The organism is Blastomonas fulva (assembly GCF_003431825.1).
GTDB classification, from domain to species: Bacteria; Pseudomonadota; Alphaproteobacteria; order Sphingomonadales; family Sphingomonadaceae; genus Blastomonas; species Blastomonas fulva.
This window is the reverse complement of record NZ_CP020083.1, coordinates 3825098-3842807: the sequence shown is the minus strand read 5'-3', so window position 1 is coordinate 3842807 and position 17710 is coordinate 3825098. Positions and strand designations below refer to the sequence as shown.

The window sequence follows — 17710 nt, the reverse complement described above, 5'->3', positions numbered from 1 at the left end:
ACCGGTGCGCACCTCGATCGAGGTCGCCGACATCTTGCGGAGTGCCGGGCCCGCGTATCGCGCAGCCCATGCCGGCCATCTGAGCCTCGGCCAGCTCAAGGTCATGACGGCGATCGAGACCTGCCGCACCGCAGCCCTTGGCGGTCACGTCGAGGCCTGCGACGACTGCGGGCACTGGCGGATCGCCTACAACTCCTGCCGCAACCGGCATTGCCCCAAGTGCCAGGGTGCGGCGGCGCGCACCTGGCTGGCCGCGCGCGAGGCCGATCTGCTGCCCGTGGGATACTTCCACGTCGTGTTCACGCTGCCGGCCGAGGTCGCGGATATCGCGTGGCAGAACAAGGCGGTGGTCTATGACCTGCTGTTCCGCGCGGCTGCGGACACGATGCTGACCATCGCCGCCGATCCCAGGCACCTCGGCGCGCGCGTCGGCATCACCGCCGTATTGCATACGTGGGGATCGGCACTGACCCATCACCCGCATGTGCACATGATCGTGCCCGGCGGGGGTATCACGCCAGACGGCAAGCGGTGGGTCTCGTCGCGCCCGGCGTTCCTTCTACCAGTGCGTGTGCTGGGCGCATTGTTCCGCCGGCTGTTCCTCACCCGGCTGCTGGCATTGTACGATGCCGGCAAGCTGGCCTTCTTCAACACCTTGGCGGGCCTCGCGACACGCAAGGTCTTCCTCCGGCATCTGTCGCCGATCCGGAAGAAGCGCTGGGTGGTCTACGCCAAACCGCCTTTTGCCGGGCCGCAGGCGGTGCTGGCCTATCTCTCGCGCTACACCCACCGCGTCGCCATCTCGAACCAGCGGCTCCTTGCCTTCGACGATGCCAGCGTGACGTTCCGTTACAAGGATTACCGTCGCAGCGGGGCTGAACGCCAGCAGGTCATGACGCTGGCGACGGACGAGTTCATCCGCCGCTTCCTGATCCACGTCCTGCCGCGCGGCTTCCATCGCATCCGGCATTACGGCCTGCTCGCCAGTTCGACGCACAAGGACGCCATGGCGCTCGCCCGCAGTCTCCTGGGGGGCGCTGCGCCGGTCGAGGAGCCCGAACCGGAAGAACCGCCCGACCATCGCCCGCCATGCCCATGCTGCGGCGGGCACATGACCATCATCGAGACCTTTGCCCGTTGCTACCAACCGCGTGCACCGCCACCCCCAGTATCCTCGGCCCGGAGACACGCGCCATGATCCGGCATGGCTCGCCCTGCACGACGGTCGGACCCATGGTGTCCCGACCGATGACCCAGCGCGTGCCCATCCCGGATTTAAGCCGGGCGCAGGGCACACTGGCCAGCAAAACCAACGCCGCTAGCAGTCTGACACCGCACAAAATCACGTTGATCAGGCCAACAGCGACACCGCCGGATCGGCTGCGCTTACCCGCAAAAACCATCCCAAAGCCGCTTTACCCATAGACCTGCGCGCGGGGCCCGCGGGTTCCTGCACTGGAGGCTTTCGTACGCAAGCGCCCGAAACCCTTCACAGACCCAGTCGTACACGACAGCCACGATGAATGTCCGGGTCTGCCAAAAGGAGCCGTTTGGGGCGGCGCTAAGCGACGAGTTGGTTGTGTGCTCCAATTCCAAGCCGACTGCCGACAAGAAGCTTGAAAGCAGATATCACTGAACACATCACCTGGTTAATCAATGACGGTGCCCTGGCACTTCATCGTTCCTCTGGCGGTGGATTGCGCGCGCCTGACTCGGGGGCATTCCGAAGGTGTTGGCATGCCAGCGCGTGAATGCACCAATAGAGCCATAGCCGAGCATCTCAGCTACATCCGTGATGCGCATCCGGTGGTTGGCCAAGTATTGAACCGCAAGTTGCATACGCGCGCTGTTGAGCAGCACGCTGAAGCTGGTCTGTTCAGCATCAAGCAGCCGCTGCAACGTGCGAACCGTCAGCCCCATGGCTGCCGCGCAGCCGTGGATGGTGGCGCGGCCGGAGGGCAGCAGCAGCTGGATCAGTTGACTGACGTCTTGCGTCGCTGACCGGCTTGCAGGACTCATCACCGCGTCAAGCAACTGCCGCGCGTGCGCTGCAAGCTGATCATCGGCCTTCAGATTAGGTCGATCGAGATCAGCGGCAGCAATAACGATGCCGTTGAATTCCGAGTTGAACTGCGGCCGGCAATTGAACACGCGGAGGAACACCGCACTCTCGGACGTCCCAGGTGAATCGTGCGATAAACAGACAGTAAGCGGTGCCCATAAATCACCAAGAACGCTCCGGCACAATCGGGCGAGCACGCCGAGCGCGAGATTGGTGGACTGGCGAGATGGCTCAGGGCGACGTAACTGAAAATCCTCGCGCAGGATCACGTCGCTCCCATGCTCGTCACAGTGCAGCACCAACGTCGAATTGATCCGCGAGCGGAACTCCTGAAGCGTATGTAATGCGGTTCGAAGCGTGGACTGGTGCGCGATCAGCAGGCTTGTGGCCCCCAGGTTGGCGAGCGAACGGCATTCCGCCATTCGCAGGCCGAGCGTGAGGCAACCCGTCTCGGCGGCGCTGCGCTCCAGCAGCCGGATCGCTGCCTGGACGGGGATCAGCCTTTCCGGGTTCACGAGAAGGTCGCCGGTGAGCCCCTGCTCGCGCAGCAATGGGCGTGGATCGACCGCGAAACCTGCCATTGTTTCGAGATACCCGGTCAACGCTGCGACCCGGACAAGCTCCGCCATGCCTCTGCTCTCCCATCGCGCCAGCTGACGTGGCGTCGAATGTGAAAACAATGTCACCAAATGTGAAAAATGCCAACCCGAAACGCCCTACCGCTCAGGCTAACAACAATGGGAGAGGATGCTATGGCTCAGGCCGTCCGCTTTTACGAGACTGGAGGTCCAGAGGTCTTGCGCCTGGAGGATGTCGCGGTCGGCGATCCCGGTCCGGGCGAGGTGCGCATTCGCCATGCGGCGGTAGGCTGCAACTTTGCCGACACCTATTTCCGCTCCGGCTATTATCCTGTGCAGCCACCATGCGGCATCGGTGTAGAAGGCGCGGGCACGATTGTCGCGGTGGGCGAAGGCGTGGCGGCTTTCGCCGAAGGTGACAGGGTCGCCTACAACGGCAGCCCATTAGGTGCGTACAGCACTGAACGGGTGATGCCCGCCGCTCCGCTGTTCAAGCTGCCTGACGGGATTTCCTTCGAGACGGCGGCAGCCTCGACGATGCGCGGGCTGTCTGCAACATATTGGCTGACCAAGGCCAATCCGATGATGAAGCCGGGCGACACCATCCTGCTCCACGCCGCTGCGGGCGGCGTTGGGCTGCTCGCCGTGCAACTCGCCAAGCTGCTTGGCCTGCGGGTGATCGGGACCGTCTCGAACGAAGCGAAGGCCGAAGCCGCTCGCGCAGCCGGATGCGACGACATCATTTTCTACCGTCGAGAGGATGTTGCCGAGCGGGTCAAGGCGCTGACCGATGGCGCGGGCGTTACCACCGTGTTCGACAGCGTGGGCAAGGATACGTTCGATGCGTCTCTGAAATCCCTGAAGCGGCGCGGGATGCTGGTTGCCTGCGGCACTGCGTCTGGTCCGTTTCCACCGGTCGATGCCTTTCAGCTGATGCTGCAAGGCTCGGTGTATTTCACGCGCCCCGCCTTTGCGGATTATTATGCCGATCCGATCGAACGCGCCGAACTGGCCAGCCTCTGGTTCGACCATCTCTCGGCAGGCCGGATCAGGGTCGAAATTGGCCAGCGGTACCGCCTTGAACAGTGCGTTGACGCCCACCGCGATCTTGAAGCGGGCCGAACGATCGGCTCGTCGATCTTCGTGATTTGACCGGAGGCAGGCCCATGCGCATTGAAAAGCTCACCACCCATATCGGTGCCGAACTGATTGACATCAGCCTTGCGGATGCGGCGCGCGACAATGGGTTGTTTGCCGAAATTCGGGCTGCACTGCTGGAACACAAAGTGCTGTTCCTGCGCAATCAGGACATTGATCGGTCGGACCATGTTGCCTTCGCTGAGCGTTTCGGGTCGCTTGAAGACCATCCGGTGGCCGGGAGCGATCCCGATTACCCTGGTCTGGTCAGGATCTACAAGGACGAGAATTCGCCACCTGACTACTACGAAAACGCCTGGCACTGCGATGCGACGTGGCGCGATGCCCCTCCCATGGGGTGCGTGCTGCGTTGCGTCGCCTGTCCGCCGGTGGGTGGCGACACGATGTGGGCAAATATGGCGAAAGCCTATACCGATCTGCCCGATCATGTGAAACAGACCATCGCGCCACTTAAAGCGCGCCATTCGATCGAGGCCTCTTTCGGTGCCCGCATGAGCGAGGTGGATCGGCACGCGCTGAAAGCCCGCTTCCCCGATGCAGAACACCCGGTGGTGCGCACGCATCCCGAAACGGGTGAAAAAGTTCTGTTCGTGAACGGATTCACGACTCACTTCACCAATTATCATACGGCTGACAACGTGCGCTACGGACAGGACCATGCCCCTGGCGGCGCGCACCTGCTACAATATCTGATCGGCCGCGCCGCAATCCCCGAGTATCAGGTGCGCTGGCGCTGGCAGCCAGGCTCGATCGCCATCTGGGACAACCGTTCCACCCAGCACTACGCCGTAATGGATTACGCCCCGACCGTGCGGCGCATGGAACGCGCAGGGATCATCGGCGACCGACCCTATTGAACTTGACCGGAAAACAGCCTCCCAAGGAGATACCCGATGCAATTCCTCGACGATAGCCTACTGCCTCAGAACCAGGACAAGCTGGTGATCACCGTTGCACCTTATGGCCCCGAATGGGCGCCGGAGGACTTTCCCGAGGACATCCCGGTAACGATGGAAGAGCAGGTCCAGAAGGCCGTGGATTGCTATAATGCGGGTGCCACCGTGCTGCACCTCCATTGCCGTGAGCTCAATGGTCATGGTTCCAAGCGTCTTTCGATGTTCAACGAGATGATCGACCATATCCGCTCGCGCGTGCCGGAGATGATCATCCAGGTCGGCGGGTCGATTTCCTTCGCACCGGAAGGCGAGGAGGATGGCGCCGAGGCCAAATGGCTTTCCGACGAGGTTCGCCACATGCTGGCCGAGCTGACGCCCGCCCCAGAGCAGGTCACCATCGCGGTCAACACCACGCAGATGAACATCATGGACCTGATGGATGAAGCGGAATACGGGCAGACCACGCTCGCCAATCCGGCGCTGTATCAGGCCTATCGCGAGATGGTCGTGCCGGCCGGTCCCCAATGGGTCGAAGAACATCTGCGTCGCCTGACGGGTGCAGGCATCCAGCCGCACTTTCAGCTGACCTGTATGCCCGATATGGAAACGGTCGAGCGCCTCATTCGCCGAGGTCACTACAAGGGCCCGCTCAACCTCACCTGGGTTGGTATCGGCGGCGGTTTCGACGGCCCGAACCCTGCCAACTTCATGGAATTCATCCGCCGCGCACCTGATGGCTCGACAGTGACGCTTGAGAGCGTGATGGGCAATGTGCTGCCGATCAACACGATTGCCATCGCGCTGGGCATGCATACCCGCTGCGGGATCGAGGACACGATCTACGATCCGCACGGCAACAAGATGGGCTCGGTCGCGCAGATCGAGCAGCTGGTGCGGATCAGCCGCGAGTTGGGCCGGGAAGTCGCCAACGGCGAAGAGGCCCGCGCCATCTACAAGATCGGCACGCAATACAATTCGACCGAGGAAACGCTGGCGCGTCTCGGCATGGCACCCAATCGCGAGCGCGGTCAGCTGGCCATTCCGATCCGCGAGGTGGCATGACCGTCACCGTCCTTTTCGTGCCGGGTCTGCGCGATCATGTTGCCGATCACTGGCAGACTCATGCCGCAAATGCCCTGCCCGGATCGATCACGGTCGAGCCGATCCAGCAGGACCGGCTGAGCCTTGCCGCGCGGGTCAACGCGCTTGACGCGGCACTGCATGCGATCTCGGGGGAGGTCGTGCTTGCCGCGCACAGCGCCGGCTGCCTGATGGTCGCGGCCTGGGCGGCTCATCCGACCCGCCCAATCAGGGGTGCGTTGCTCGCTACACCGGCGGATGTCGAGAGTCCGTTGCCCGAAGGCTATCCAACGCTTGACGAACTGTCCGCCAATGGCTGGTGCCCGATCGCACGCAAGCTCTTGCCCTTTCCCTCGGTTGTCGCCGCCAGCCATGATGATCCGCTGGCCAGCTTCGAACGGGTCTCTGGGCTCGCAATAGATTGGGGGGGCGAGTTATTCGACGCTGGCAACGTGGGCCACCTCAACCCGCCTTCGGGTTTCGGCAAGTGGCGAGAAGCCTTGCCATTGATCAACCGGCTCGCGGCGCGCTAACCCGCCGCCTGGAGACAAACGCATGGCTGGTCCGATCAATCTCGATGCCCATGCAGAAGGGCCGGCAAGAGCAACGGTCTATAGCTGGATCGTGTTCGCGCTCACCTTCGGGCTGTTGATTTCGGACTATATGGCCCGGCAGGTTCTCAATGCGGTGTTTCCGCTGCTCAAGGCGGAATGGCAGTTGAGCGATGCACAACTTGGCCTACTCTCCGGCATCGTGGCGGTGATGGTCGGGCTGCTTACGTTCCCGCTCTCGTTGGCAGCCGACCGGTGGGGGCGCGTGCGCAGCCTTGCGCTGATGGCGCTCGTCTGGAGCCTTGCAACATTGTTCTGTGCGAGAGCCGCAAACTTCGAGCAAATGCTGGTGGGTCGTGCGTTGGTCGGCGTCGGTGAAGCGGCCTACGGGTCGGTTGGCATCGCCGTCGTTATCAGCGTGTTTCCCCAGCGCCTGCGGGCCACACTGGCAGCGGCCTTCATGGCTGGTGGCCTGTTCGGACAAGTGCTTGGAGTAGCGGTTGGCGGGACCGTCGCGGCCAGCCATGGCTGGCGCTCAGCCTTCATGCTGATCGGGCTGGGAGGGTTAGTGCTGGGCGTGCTTTACCCGATGCTGGTGCGCGAGAGGCGCGTGCGGCTACTGGCAGGGTTGGGGCAGGGCGATGACGGATCATCCGATTCCAAGGCATCGGCGCCACTCAAGGCTCTGGTCGCCAGCCGCTCGGTTCGCCTCGCCTATCTTGGCAGTGGATTGCAGCTCTTCGCTGCCGGGGCCATGCCCGCATGGCTGCCAAGCTTCCTGAACCGCAATTACGGGTTTGCATTGGACCGCGCCGGGCAGGTGGCCGCGCTGCTGTTGCTGGCCTGTGGGACGGGAATGATCGTGTGCGGGATGCTGAGCGATCGCCTTTCGCGCGACCGACCCGAACACAAGATCAATCTCGCGATCGGCTATTGCATCGGCACGGCCGCGTGTTTGACAGTCGCTTTTTCGCTGACGCCGGGCACGGCGCAACTCTTCCTGATTGCCTGCGCGATGTTCTTGGTGGCCGGCACGGTGGGCCCCACGGGTGCGATGGTGGCCAATCTTACTCCGCTCGCCATTCACGGATCAGCTTTTGCGACCCTGACACTGGCGAACAATCTCATTGGCCTTGCCCCCGGACCGATCCTCACTGGCAGACTTGCCGATGTGATAGGCCTGGCATCGGCATTTCGCTTCCTGCCTCTGCCCTGCATCGCCGCAGGGATCGTCTTCGCCCTGATGCGCCGCAGCTATCTGGCTGATCTGGAACGACGCCAGGCGCTCTCGGCCTGATCACGTGACACAGTTCTTCGAACGCGCCAGCACGCTGGCCCCCGGGGTTGCAGTTTCACTGGTGTTGGCCCTGGCGGCTACGTTCCTGTCAGAGCATTACGCGGCCCCTGTAATGCTATTCGCCCTGCTTCTGGGATTGGGGTTCAACTTTCTCGCCGACATTGGCAAGACGCGGCCGGGGATTGAATTCTCCGCCAGGGCGCTGCTGCGGATCGGAGTTGCTTTGCTTGGATTGCGCATTGGTGCGAGTCAGATTGCCGCGCTGGGGTGGCAGCCTGTGCTCATGGTTGTCCTGTTGGTCGCAGCGCTGATCGTCGGGTCAATCGCGCTGGCGCGAACGATGGGCTTCAACCCGCTGTTCGGATTTTTGTCTGGCGGAGCGACGGCCATTTGCGGTGCCTCCGCTGCGCTAGCCATCGCCGCATCGCTGCCCGCGCACGAGCGCAAGGATCAGGCGATGCTGTTCACGGTGATCCTGGTGTCCGTGCTGTCGACGATCGCGATGATCGCCTACCCGTTGGTGGCCGACCTTGCAGGCCTTACCGATCGGCAAGCCGGGATATTCCTTGGCGCGACCATCCACGATGTGGCCCAGGTCGTCGGCGCTGGCTATGCGATCTCGCCCGAGGCAGGCGATACGGCGGTGATCGTCAAGCTGGTGCGCGTCGCCATGCTGCTTCCTGTCATCATGGTGGCAGGACAGATCACCCGGCACGACGCAACGGCAGGGTCGGAAAGACCGCCGCTATTGCCATGGTTCGTCGTGGCTTTTGCGATACTGGTCATCGTCAACAGCCTGCTGGCGTTGCCTGCTGCCGTCACTGCCGGAGCAGGCGAACTCTCGCGCTGGTGCCTCGTGATCAGCCTGGCAGCTATCGGCATGAAGACACGTCCGGGTGATCTCGTGAAGGTGGGGATCAAGCCTGTTGTTCTTATGCTTGTCCAAACGGTGCTCCTGGCGGGTATCACCATGGCGGTCATCAAATTGGGCTGGCTGTGACACGAATTGCAAAATTGCTGTCACCAAATGTGAAATATCGGACCGGATCACGCACTATCACCAATCCCAATAAACGAGAGGATGGGAGACTGAAATGGGCCTAGGACACCTTCGCCGGTGCGTGAGCGCGCTTGCGATCATCGCGGCATCTGCAACCGCCGCACATGCCCAGGAGAGTGCCGCGCAAGACGGCGCTGCGATTGATGGCGAGATCATCGTGACTGCACAGAAGCGCGCCGAAAGCGTGCAGGACGTGCCGATCTCAATCGTCGCCATCAGCGGGGAAGGCCTTGCACAGGCGAACGTCCTCACCGTGCTGGACCTTGGGCAGGTCGCACCCAACTTCCAGTCGGTGCGCTCCTCAAACACCGGATCGACACGGCTTGGCATTCGCGGCGTGGGATCGCTTGCCAATACCCTGATCGAGCCCAGCGTGGCCGTCTTCATGGACGGAGTCTATGTGCCCCGCTCCGGCTCGATCCTCGGTGCTTTTCTCGACATCGAAAGCGTGGAAGTGCTGCGCGGCCCACAGGGCACGTTGTTCGGGCGCAATGCCAGCGTTGGCGCACTATCCCTGCGCGCTGCCAAGCCGAAGGACGAGTTCAGCGGGGAGGTGTCTGCGGAATTCGGTTCCTTCGATCGCTACCGCATCCAGGGGCATGTGAACGTCCCGTTGACCGACAATGTCGCCATGCGCCTTGCCGGCATGGCCCAATGGTTCGATGGGCCATGGTTCAACCGGCTAGATGGCAAGAACTACGGGGGCTCCGACGACGTCTCGCTGCGGGGCACCATCAGGGCCGACCTTGGCAATTTCGAATGGATCGTGCGCGGGGATTACACCCGCCTCAAAGGCGATGGGGTCGCCAATTTCGATTTTGACCCCGCGTCGGTCAGCCCGGCACGTCTGGACTTCATCCGCGCCGCCTTCAACGGCGGTCCCGACACCAACCTGCGCGACAGGGTGATGAACCAGTTCATCGCGCAGGGACTGGTTGACGAGAACTGGGGCATCGCGAGCGAGGCATCGCTCGACCTTGGTGGCAGCACCTTGCGGATGATCAACAGCTACCGTGTATGGACCAATGACCAGCTCGACGGCGACATCATCTACTTCCCTGTCAGCCTTGCCTCGCGGCGGAGCCTGTTCGATTCGAAGAGTCACAACCACGAGTTGCAGTTCATCTCGCCAGAAAAGGAATGGTTCGGCGGCGCGTTCGACATGGTAGCCGGCCTCTATTATTTCGAGGAGGATTTCGGTCTCGGCGAACAGCTCAACCTTGGCACAAGCTTCTGTGGCATTCTGGTTCCCGCAGGTCCTGGGCGAACCGCTTGCAGCAGCTTTGTGGCGAACACCGGCGGCACCGCCGCGACCGATCAGGACGTGTTCCAGAACGTCAAGAGCTTCGCAATCTATGGCCAGGGCAACGTCCATCTCAGCGACAAGTTGACGCTGACACTCGGCGGCCGCTGGACGAAGGACCGCAAGCGGGGAACCTACGCTCAGGCTTCCAGTCCCTTTACCCAGACACTGCGCGCCACCGAACGTCTGACGTTCCCCGGCATCAACGAAGACCGCTTCACCTACCGCGCCAGCCTGAACTACACGCCGACCGATGATGTGCTGCTGTTTGCGAATATCTCGACCGGTTACAAATCGGGTGGATACAATTCCGGTGGTGGCACGCCGTCGCTTTCGGTGGTCGATGCCAATGGCAACCTTGTTTCGACCCGCCGCCTCTTCGACCGCGAGACCGTGACCAACTACGAGATCGGCGCAAAGACCAGCTGGTTTGACCGGCTGTTGACCGCCAATGCCACGCTGTTCCGCATGGATATTGACGGCTTTCAGGACCGCGCCTTTGATGGCGTAAGCTTCATTGTCCGCAATGCTGGAGCCTTGCGCCAGCAGGGGCTTGAACTGGATCTCAGGCTCGCGCCCAGCAGGGATTTCTCGATTTCCGGTTCGGTGGCCTATCTCGACTCCGAGTTCACCGATTTTGCCAACGCCTCGAACCTTCCGGGCCTCCCCGGCACACAGGTGCTAAACGGCAAGCCCAACACATTCTCACCCAAATGGTCGGGCAATGTGGCGGTCGATTGGGGCACGGACATCGGGTCGAGCGGCATGCGGCTGAACGTGAACAGCAACCTGTTCTTCACATCCAGCCAGTTTGTCGGCACCGTAAACGATGCAAACCTGCAATCGCGCGCGCCAGCCTATGCGCTGCTAGGCGGACGGATTTCGCTCGACGGTCCGGATGGACGTTGGACAGTCGCACTGTTTGCCCGCAATCTGCTCGACAAGGCATACCGGCCGCTGTCGGTCTATCAGCCGCTGGGCGGGGCGCTGGGTCTCAGCAACACGGTGTTTCCGGGAAGTACGGCCAATCGCGTGATGGCCGGCGAGCCCCGGGCCTTCGGTGTATCAGCAACCTTGCGATTCTAGGCCGCGCACCGTGCCGACATTTCTGTTTGCGCGGAACATCTTGCCGCGGGCCCGCAGCACAAAGAGCAGGACGTCCGCTCCCGCCAACTGGCATGAATGGACGTCCTGCAACCAATGATGTCGTTTGGGCTCGTTCATTGTGCTCAGTGAAGCGCCGGAACCGAATATCGCAAGCCGGTTTCATCAAGCATTCGCTTGTCCGCATCATTTCTCGTCTCCTTATACGGGAGGAAAAGCTGAGAGCCTACTTCCCGTTCAGGCCCGATGACCGTCACTCTGGGTGCCAGCTTGACAACCGAATGATGTCGGCTTCCAGTAAAGCCGGCCGTTCGAGACGGCGCTGAGGGACGGCAGGAATGTCCCAAACCCGCCACCCATGGTGAAAGGCAACTATGTCCGCTTCCAGGCAATCGGCGGGCGAACTGCAATGACCGCTATGGGCGCAAAGCTGACTGGCGGCTTACGTTTAGAGTTTCGGACGCCGTGAGGCGTCGGAAAGTCGACGGTGCCCGAACCCGCGGTCGTCAGGTGCTGATGTCTATGGGGATTTCGATTTTGGGCTTGTGGGAGCAGCGGTGGGTGCTGCCGATAAGCGGACGGAACTGAAAGCGGACTGGCTGCTTTTGGGGTGACGAGCGGGTTGCCGTAAATCGGACCGTCCGATTTTGGAGGGCGCAGGTCTGCTTTTGGTGGGTGATGGCGCAGTGCTCTGTGCTCCCCGAAGCACGGTCGCTTCGGGGCCGGTTGAAGGCAGGCCGTGCCGGGTCACGACGATGTTCTCCCGGATGCGTTGACAGGATGCGGTGGTGCGCGCGGCTGATATCTGCGCTCGAAAGTCTCGATGATGACCATGCTGCCACCGCAGCACGGGCACGGTGGCCGATGGTCCGGCGGATCGACAGCCGTGTCATCGATGGCAGGTGGCGCAACCGCCAGCAGTCGGCGGGCGTGTTCGAGATGGGCCTTGCGGGTCGCACCGGCCAGCAGCCCGTAATGGCGTATCCGGTGGAACCCGCGTGGCAGGTTGTGCAGCAGGAAGCGACGGATGAACTCGTCGGCGCCTAAGGTCATGTCCTGCTGGCGCTGCGCGCCATTGCGGCGATAATCCTTGTAGCGGAACGTGACGCCTTCACTGTCGAAGCGGAGGATGCGGCTGTTCGAGATGGCGACGCGGTGGGTATAGCGCGCCAGATAGGCGAGCACCGCCTCAGGTCCTGCAAAGGGCGGCTTGGCATAGACCACCCAGCGCTTTCTGCGGACCGGTGACAGATGACGCAGAAAGGCCCGCCGCTCGGCGAGATGCGCCAGGCTGCCGAAGAACCCGAGCTTGCCGGCATCGTGGAGCGCGATCAGCCGCGTGAGGAACAGGCGGCGGAACAGGGCGCCCAGGACACGGACGGGCAGAAGAAAGGCCGGGCGCGCAGATATCCAGCGCTCGCCATCACGCGCGATACCGCCGCCGGGCACGATCATATGGACATGCGGATGATGGGTAAGCGCCGAGCCCCAGGTGTGGAGTACAGCGGTAATGCCGATACGTGCGCCCAGATGCCTGGGGTCGGCGGCGATGGTCAGCATCGTCTGGGAGGCGGCCTTGAACAGCAGGTCATAGAGCAGCGCCTTGTTGTGGAACGCAATGGCGCTGACCTGTGCCGGGAGCGTGAACACGACGTGGAAATAGCCCACCGGCAACAGGTCGGCCTCGCGCTCGGCCAGCCAGGTACGCGCGGCTGCTCCCTGGCACTTGGGGCAATGCCGGTTGCGACAGCTGTTATAGGCGATCCGCCAATGCCCGCAGTCTGTGCAGGCTTCGACGTGACCGCCCATTGTAGCGGTGCGGCAATGCTCGACGGCCGACATGATCTTGAGCTGGTGCAGGCTCAGATGCCCGGCATGGGCAATGCGATAGCCAGGCCCTGCAACGCGGAAGATGTCGGCCACCTCTATGGAGGTGCGCACCGGGCCTCAGCCGTCGGGCACCTGCGCGGTGGATGAGGTCAAGGCCAGCCTGTCGAGCGGACTGATCACCGCTCGCATCGTCTTGGTTGCCACCTGTGTGTAGAAAGCGGTGGTGTTAAGCTTGGCATGGCCCAGCAACGCCTGGATGACGCGGATATCGACCCCGTCCTCCAGCAGATGGGTGGCGAAGCTGTGCCGCAAGGTGTGCGGGCCGACCCGCCTTGTGATGTCCGCTGCCTCGGCTGCCTCGACGACGACGCGATACAGCTGCCGGGTGCTGATCGGCAGCAGCGCGCTTCTGCCTGGGAAAAGCCAGCTGTCTGCATGCAACACGCCCTGTTGTCGTCCGGCGCGCCACCACTCGCGCAGCAGCACGAGCAGGCCTTCGGGCAGCATGGCGTTGCGATATCGGCCACCCTTGCCACGCTCGATACGCAGCACCATGCGCTTGCTGTCGATGTCGCGCACCTTGAGCGCCGAGACCTCGCCGACGCGCAGTCCCGCGCCATAGGCAACCGACAGCGCTGCCTGATGCTTGAGGCAGGTCGTGGCCTCCAGCAACCGCTTCACCTCGTCCTGGGTCAGCACCACGGGGATCTTGCGGGCGTGCGAAGTGCGCACCAGCTTGCGCGCCAGATCGGGCCGATCCAGCGTGTGGGTGAAGAAGAACCGCAGCGCTGCAACTATGCTGTTCATCGTCGGCACCGGAACGCCGGTCTCGCGTTGGTCGATCTGGAAGCGCCGCAGATCCTCTGCAGTTGCCGTGTGCGGCGAGCGTCCCAGCCATGTGGCGAAACGTCCAACATCGCGGATATAGTTGCGCTGCGTCTCGCGGCTGAAGCGCCGCATGTTCATGTCCTCGATCAACCGCTGGCGCAGCGGGCTGACCGTACCGATCGCTATAAGCTCGTTCATCGTTCGACTCCTCAGGTTGAAGGAGTCGAAATGGTCTGCCCACCACGGACACTGTTCAATCCAGGCGCTGCGCCCGCGCCGTCAGCTTAGCTTCACCCCAAACACCACTCCCGCGAAGCGGGTTCGTGCAACCGATCCGACTGCCATCTGCAATGCTTCGACGTGCGATATGGACTGCGCCCGCCCCCTCATTGGAGACAAGCCTCACGTTGCAGCACTGGCTTCAGCCAACTTGGCCCGCTCAATCGCCGACCTTATAAAACATCGAGTTGCGCAGCCACTCCTCAAGAGTCGATTCCCGCCATCCGCAGGATCGCTCTGCGATCTTGATCTGCTTCGGGAACGTCCCGGCCTGGTTCTTGCGGTAGAGCGTCGCGCGAGAAAGCCCGGTGCGATCGAGCACGGTGTTGAGCCTCAGGAACCTGTCGGGTGGATGGGATGCCATGGCCAATGTCTCCATCTTGTGATGTGATCTGCCCCTGCCTGCGGCACAGATTGGCGATGTGCCGCTGCGCGTCAATCGAGCCTCCTACGGTGATTTCGCAGGCAATGGGGCAGGGGAGCGCTGGGGGCATGCCGCTTCGGCGCATGTCTCGTGCAAGTCGCTCTCCGTGACAATAGGGATTTCCTATCCTAGTGCCTCTCGTCCTCGGAGGCGCAAGCTATGAGCGCGCGGCCCCTATTTTTCTAATGGTCCACAGCCCCATCTTGTGTTTCGAATTGCAGCCGGTTGCGGTTGAGCGAGCCTGGCGCTTCGTGCGCGATATGGCGCAGCACCGCCTCGCGCACGTCGCACCGCATGTCGAACAGCTCTGATCCGTTGCGGCCGCTCATCAGTACGCGAAGTTGCAGCACCTGCGCGGTCATGTCGGTCACTTGCAGCACTGCGACGCGCTGGTCCCACAGCCGGTGGCTGCGCACCTGTGCCACCGCGAAGCTGCGGATGCTCTCGACATCGGCGGTATGATCGACATAGAGCATTACGGTGCCCAACAGGTGGCTGGTCTCGCGTGTCCAATTCTCGATCGTGTCCTCCAGCAGCTTGGACACCGGGATCACCAGCCGCCGGTCGTCCCAGATCTTCAGCACGACATAGGTCAGCGTGATCTTCTCGACCCGTCCCCATTCGCCCTGATAGACCACCACGTCGTCGATGCGAACCGGCTCGGTAAACGCAAGCTGGATTCCGGCGACGAGGTTCTTGAGCAAGGGCTGCGCTGCGACGCCAAAGGCAAGGCCCGCAATGCCCGCCGATGCCACCAGCGCGACGCCGATCTCGCGCACCGCAGGGATCTTGAGCAGCAACAGGCCCAGGCTGACAATGACCACCACGATCGTCGCGATCCGCGCGAGGATGTCGGCCCGGGTCCGCCTGCGCCGTGCGGTCAGGTTGTTTGCGGCGGAAAGGTCTGATCGGGCACTGACGTATCCGTGGAGGAACCGGATGATGGCGATGACAAGCCAGCCCCACAGCAGCGGCAGGATGATCCGCACGGCACCCACGACAAGCGTCGCATATTGAGGATGGTCGGGCAGCACCTCATCCACCGATAGCAGCGCGAGGCTAACCATGATCCAGCGCAACGGATGATAGATGCACATTGTCATCGCATCATCCTGTCCCGTGCGGGTGCGCCACGCGATGCGCCGGAACACGAACACCAAAGCGAGATGGGCCAGCAGCGCTGCAGCCACCAAGGTCGCCATCAGCACCGGGGTTCGGGCAATCGTCCAAATTTCCGTGGTATCCATAAGCAGCCCCAACGCCTGCCGATGGCAGGGGTTTCATGGCCGTGCGGCGTCAGCTTGGCGAAACGTCGAGGAACATCATCACCGCAAGGCCCCCCATCAGCGCAGGTGTGGCAGAGCCGTGCTCGATCCGGCGGCTGGCCTGGGGTATGATATCGGCCATCACGACGAACAGCATAGCGCCTGCCGAGAACCCCAGCGCCCAGGGTAGGGCGGCAGTCGACAGCTGGACGATGGCGACGCCTACCAACCCGCCAAGCGGTTCGATCAGCCCGGTCGCCAGCGCGCCTAGCAGCACCGCACCGATGACCATCGCTGCAGCGACCGGCTTGGATGACCCCGTCGACTGCGCGCGCTCGATGCCGGGGATGATCAGCGGAAAGAATGCCGAGGCAATCATCAGATGTCGCCAGCGGTGTGGCACGGCTCGTTCCAAAGCCTATGTTAGGGATCGCCCGATTGTCCGGCGCTAACCTTGCGGTCTCTCCCCCAAGTCTCACCAGCCGCCCCACAGGAGACCGCAATGTCTGACAATCCCAAGATTCCCGCCAATGATGACGACGCTATGCACGACCAGACCGGCAAGGGCGGCGGAGGCGAGTCCGGCGGTGGTGCCTATCCCAACCCCCATACCGGCAAGGAAGAGCGCGGTGGCAACCCCGGGGACTTTCAGGATGGGCAGAGTGAGAGCCGCTATTTTGGATCTGATGCCGCAGCGGGCAACTCTGCCAAGGGTGCCAAGCGCGATAGGTTGGCATCGGACGAGGACACCGGGGAGTAACGCCTGGACCCTGCAATCCGCTCACGCAGAAAAATGGCGACCCGAAGGCCGCCAGTGAGATGAAGCTGGTTGGTTTGTCACGTCATTGACCGCCCGACGTGGTTGCAGCAGCGCCTTGACCAGTCGCAGCGCCCGTGTCGATCGCGTCGGTCGCGGCGCTTCCCGTCATCGAGTTGACCTGGTCGTGGTGCTTGCGGATGACCGGAACCACTGTTCGCGCGAAAGCCTTGAGATCCGCATTGTCGCCATTGGCGCCATAGCCTTCGTGCAGTGCCAGCGCTTTGCGATGCGCCATCATCTGCTGGTTCTGATATTCACGGTCAAACGCCGCGCCGCTGGCCGACTTGAGGCGATCAATCATGCCCTGATGCTCCGCGTCGAGCCGCGAAGGAGGAGTCGCAGCGGGCGACATCTTGGCCATGACCGCCTTCATGTCCTGCGATGACTTGGTATGGTCGTCGATCATCATCTGGCCAAATGCCCGGGTCTGCTCCGACTGGGCCTTCTGCACGGCCAGCTTGCCGGCTTCGATTTCATATTTGTCGGAGATTGCGACCCGATTGACATAAATGCCAGCTGGCACATTTTCGGGCATCATCGCCCCGTCCGGTCCGATGGTACCATCTGAGGTATCGGTGGCCATCTCATCACCGGCCATGGTGGCATCTGCCCGAGCCTTATCGGCCTGCTGGCTGTCGGGTGTATCGCACGCCGTTGACAACAGAGCCGCCGTCAGAATTGCAATGGTACGCATTGTCCTATCCTCTCGACTGTAAGTTGAGGATTAGGCGATACGGCCCCTTGGTCTGGTACGAACTTACATAGGCAAGTGCGGTGCCAGCGAAGACGTGGGAGAAGACAATCCAGAAGCTTCCTGCCGCGCCTGATCGATCAGGTCGATCATCGCGGCAAAGCCCTGCTGGCAGACTGGTTTTTCAAAGCGCGGCACACCTGCAAACTCGCTGCGGACCGGCTGATCGTCGTATCCGGTGCAGAACAGGAACGGCACGCCGTCCTGCGAGAGGCAACGCGCCATGGGAAACACGGCGGTCCCGCGCAAATTGATGTCGAGGATGACGAAATCGATCCTTCCGCAGCTCTTGTACAGCGACAGCGCGATCGGGAGTGTCGTTGCAGGGCCATTCTCAGCAGGCAGCCAGTAGGAAGCGCTGTGTTGCCAACGAGCAATCTGGATTGCAGCATCCTTTTCAAAGAGTGTGCGTCCCAAACTGGTC

17 protein-coding genes are annotated in these 17710 nt (G+C 62.4%); 9 read left to right on the top strand and 8 right to left on the bottom strand.

Annotated features, from left to right (window positions below):
* The first annotated feature begins 4 nt into the window (after positions 1-4).
* Positions 5-1198, top strand: coding sequence for an IS91 family transposase (locus B5J99_RS18095; RefSeq protein WP_054135461.1), 1194 nt, complete (start codon positions 5-7; stop codon positions 1196-1198).
* 455 nt (positions 1199-1653) lie between these two features.
* Here the strand turns inward: B5J99_RS18095 and B5J99_RS18090 are convergent, their stop codons facing one another.
* Positions 1654-2691, bottom strand: a complete 1038-nt coding sequence (locus tag B5J99_RS18090) for an AraC family transcriptional regulator (RefSeq protein WP_117353214.1) — start codon at positions 2689-2691, stop codon at positions 1654-1656.
* 123 nt (positions 2692-2814) lie between these two features.
* Between B5J99_RS18090 and B5J99_RS18085 the strand changes: the two genes are divergently transcribed.
* The 7 genes from B5J99_RS18085 (at position 2815) to B5J99_RS18055 (ending at position 11071) form a co-directional block, all read left to right on the top strand.
* The gene (locus B5J99_RS18085; RefSeq protein WP_117353213.1) at positions 2815-3792 is read left to right on the top strand and encodes a quinone oxidoreductase family protein; all 978 of its coding nucleotides are present in this window, start codon (positions 2815-2817) and stop codon (positions 3790-3792) included.
* Positions 3793-3806: 14 nt separating this feature from the next.
* The gene (locus tag B5J99_RS18080) at positions 3807-4655 is read left to right on the top strand and encodes a TauD/TfdA dioxygenase family protein (protein WP_117353212.1); all 849 of its coding nucleotides are present in this window, start codon (positions 3807-3809) and stop codon (positions 4653-4655) included.
* Positions 4656-4691: 36 nt separating this feature from the next.
* Positions 4692-5756: a beta-keto acid cleavage family enzyme gene (locus tag B5J99_RS18075; RefSeq protein ID WP_117353211.1), complete on the top strand. Its 1065-nt coding sequence runs from the start codon at positions 4692-4694 to the stop codon at positions 5754-5756.
* Positions 5753-6307 carry an RBBP9/YdeN family alpha/beta hydrolase gene (locus B5J99_RS18070; protein WP_117353210.1) on the top strand — a complete coding sequence of 185 codons (555 nt, stop codon included), beginning with the start codon at positions 5753-5755 and terminating at the stop codon, positions 6305-6307. The genes B5J99_RS18075 and B5J99_RS18070 overlap by 4 nt, the downstream gene beginning before the upstream one ends.
* Before the next feature lie 22 nt (positions 6308-6329).
* On the top strand, positions 6330-7622 hold the full coding sequence (locus B5J99_RS18065; protein WP_117353209.1) for an MFS transporter: 1293 nt from the start codon (positions 6330-6332) through the stop codon (positions 7620-7622).
* A 4-nt stretch (positions 7623-7626) separates the two neighbouring features.
* Positions 7627-8622 carry a YeiH family protein gene (locus tag B5J99_RS18060; RefSeq protein WP_117353208.1) on the top strand — a complete coding sequence of 332 codons (996 nt, stop codon included), beginning with the start codon at positions 7627-7629 and terminating at the stop codon, positions 8620-8622.
* A gap of 121 nt (positions 8623-8743) precedes the next feature.
* The gene (locus B5J99_RS18055) at positions 8744-11071 is read left to right on the top strand and encodes a TonB-dependent receptor (RefSeq protein WP_162892659.1); all 2328 of its coding nucleotides are present in this window, start codon (positions 8744-8746) and stop codon (positions 11069-11071) included.
* Positions 11072-11836: 765 nt separating this feature from the next.
* Here B5J99_RS18055 and B5J99_RS18050 read toward each other — a convergent pair.
* The 5 genes from B5J99_RS18050 to B5J99_RS18030 all read right to left on the bottom strand — a co-directional run bounded on the left by B5J99_RS18050 (position 11837) and on the right by B5J99_RS18030 (position 16094).
* On the bottom strand, positions 11837-13030 hold the full coding sequence (locus tag B5J99_RS18050; RefSeq protein WP_117351966.1) for an IS91 family transposase: 1194 nt from the start codon (positions 13028-13030) through the stop codon (positions 11837-11839).
* Between the two features lie 6 nt (positions 13031-13036).
* Positions 13037-13945, bottom strand: coding sequence for a tyrosine-type recombinase/integrase (locus B5J99_RS18045; RefSeq protein ID WP_117351965.1), 909 nt, complete (start codon positions 13943-13945; stop codon positions 13037-13039).
* A gap of 241 nt (positions 13946-14186) precedes the next feature.
* On the bottom strand, positions 14187-14390 hold the full coding sequence (locus B5J99_RS18040; protein WP_054136617.1) for a helix-turn-helix transcriptional regulator: 204 nt from the start codon (positions 14388-14390) through the stop codon (positions 14187-14189).
* Between the two features lie 242 nt (positions 14391-14632).
* Entirely contained in the window at positions 14633-15697 is a 1065-nt protein-coding gene (locus B5J99_RS18035) for a mechanosensitive ion channel family protein (RefSeq protein WP_117353206.1), read from the bottom strand.
* A gap of 49 nt (positions 15698-15746) precedes the next feature.
* Positions 15747-16094, bottom strand: coding sequence for a ZIP family metal transporter (locus B5J99_RS18030; protein ID WP_117353205.1), 348 nt, complete (start codon positions 16092-16094; stop codon positions 15747-15749).
* 123 nt (positions 16095-16217) lie between these two features.
* On the opposite strand from B5J99_RS18030, the gene B5J99_RS18025 reads away from it, so the two are divergent.
* Positions 16218-16475, top strand: coding sequence for a hypothetical protein (locus tag B5J99_RS18025; protein WP_117353204.1), 258 nt, complete (start codon positions 16218-16220; stop codon positions 16473-16475).
* 82 nt (positions 16476-16557) lie between these two features.
* Here B5J99_RS18025 and B5J99_RS18020 read toward each other — a convergent pair whose 3' ends face one another.
* Together B5J99_RS18020 and B5J99_RS18015 are read right to left on the bottom strand one after the other, a co-directional pair.
* On the bottom strand, positions 16558-17229 hold the full coding sequence (locus B5J99_RS18020; protein WP_117353203.1) for a DUF4142 domain-containing protein: 672 nt from the start codon (positions 17227-17229) through the stop codon (positions 16558-16560).
* A gap of 63 nt (positions 17230-17292) precedes the next feature.
* Positions 17293-17703: a response regulator gene (locus B5J99_RS18015; RefSeq protein ID WP_069050430.1), complete on the bottom strand. Its 411-nt coding sequence runs from the start codon at positions 17701-17703 to the stop codon at positions 17293-17295.
* Positions 17704-17710: the final 7 nt, after the last annotated feature.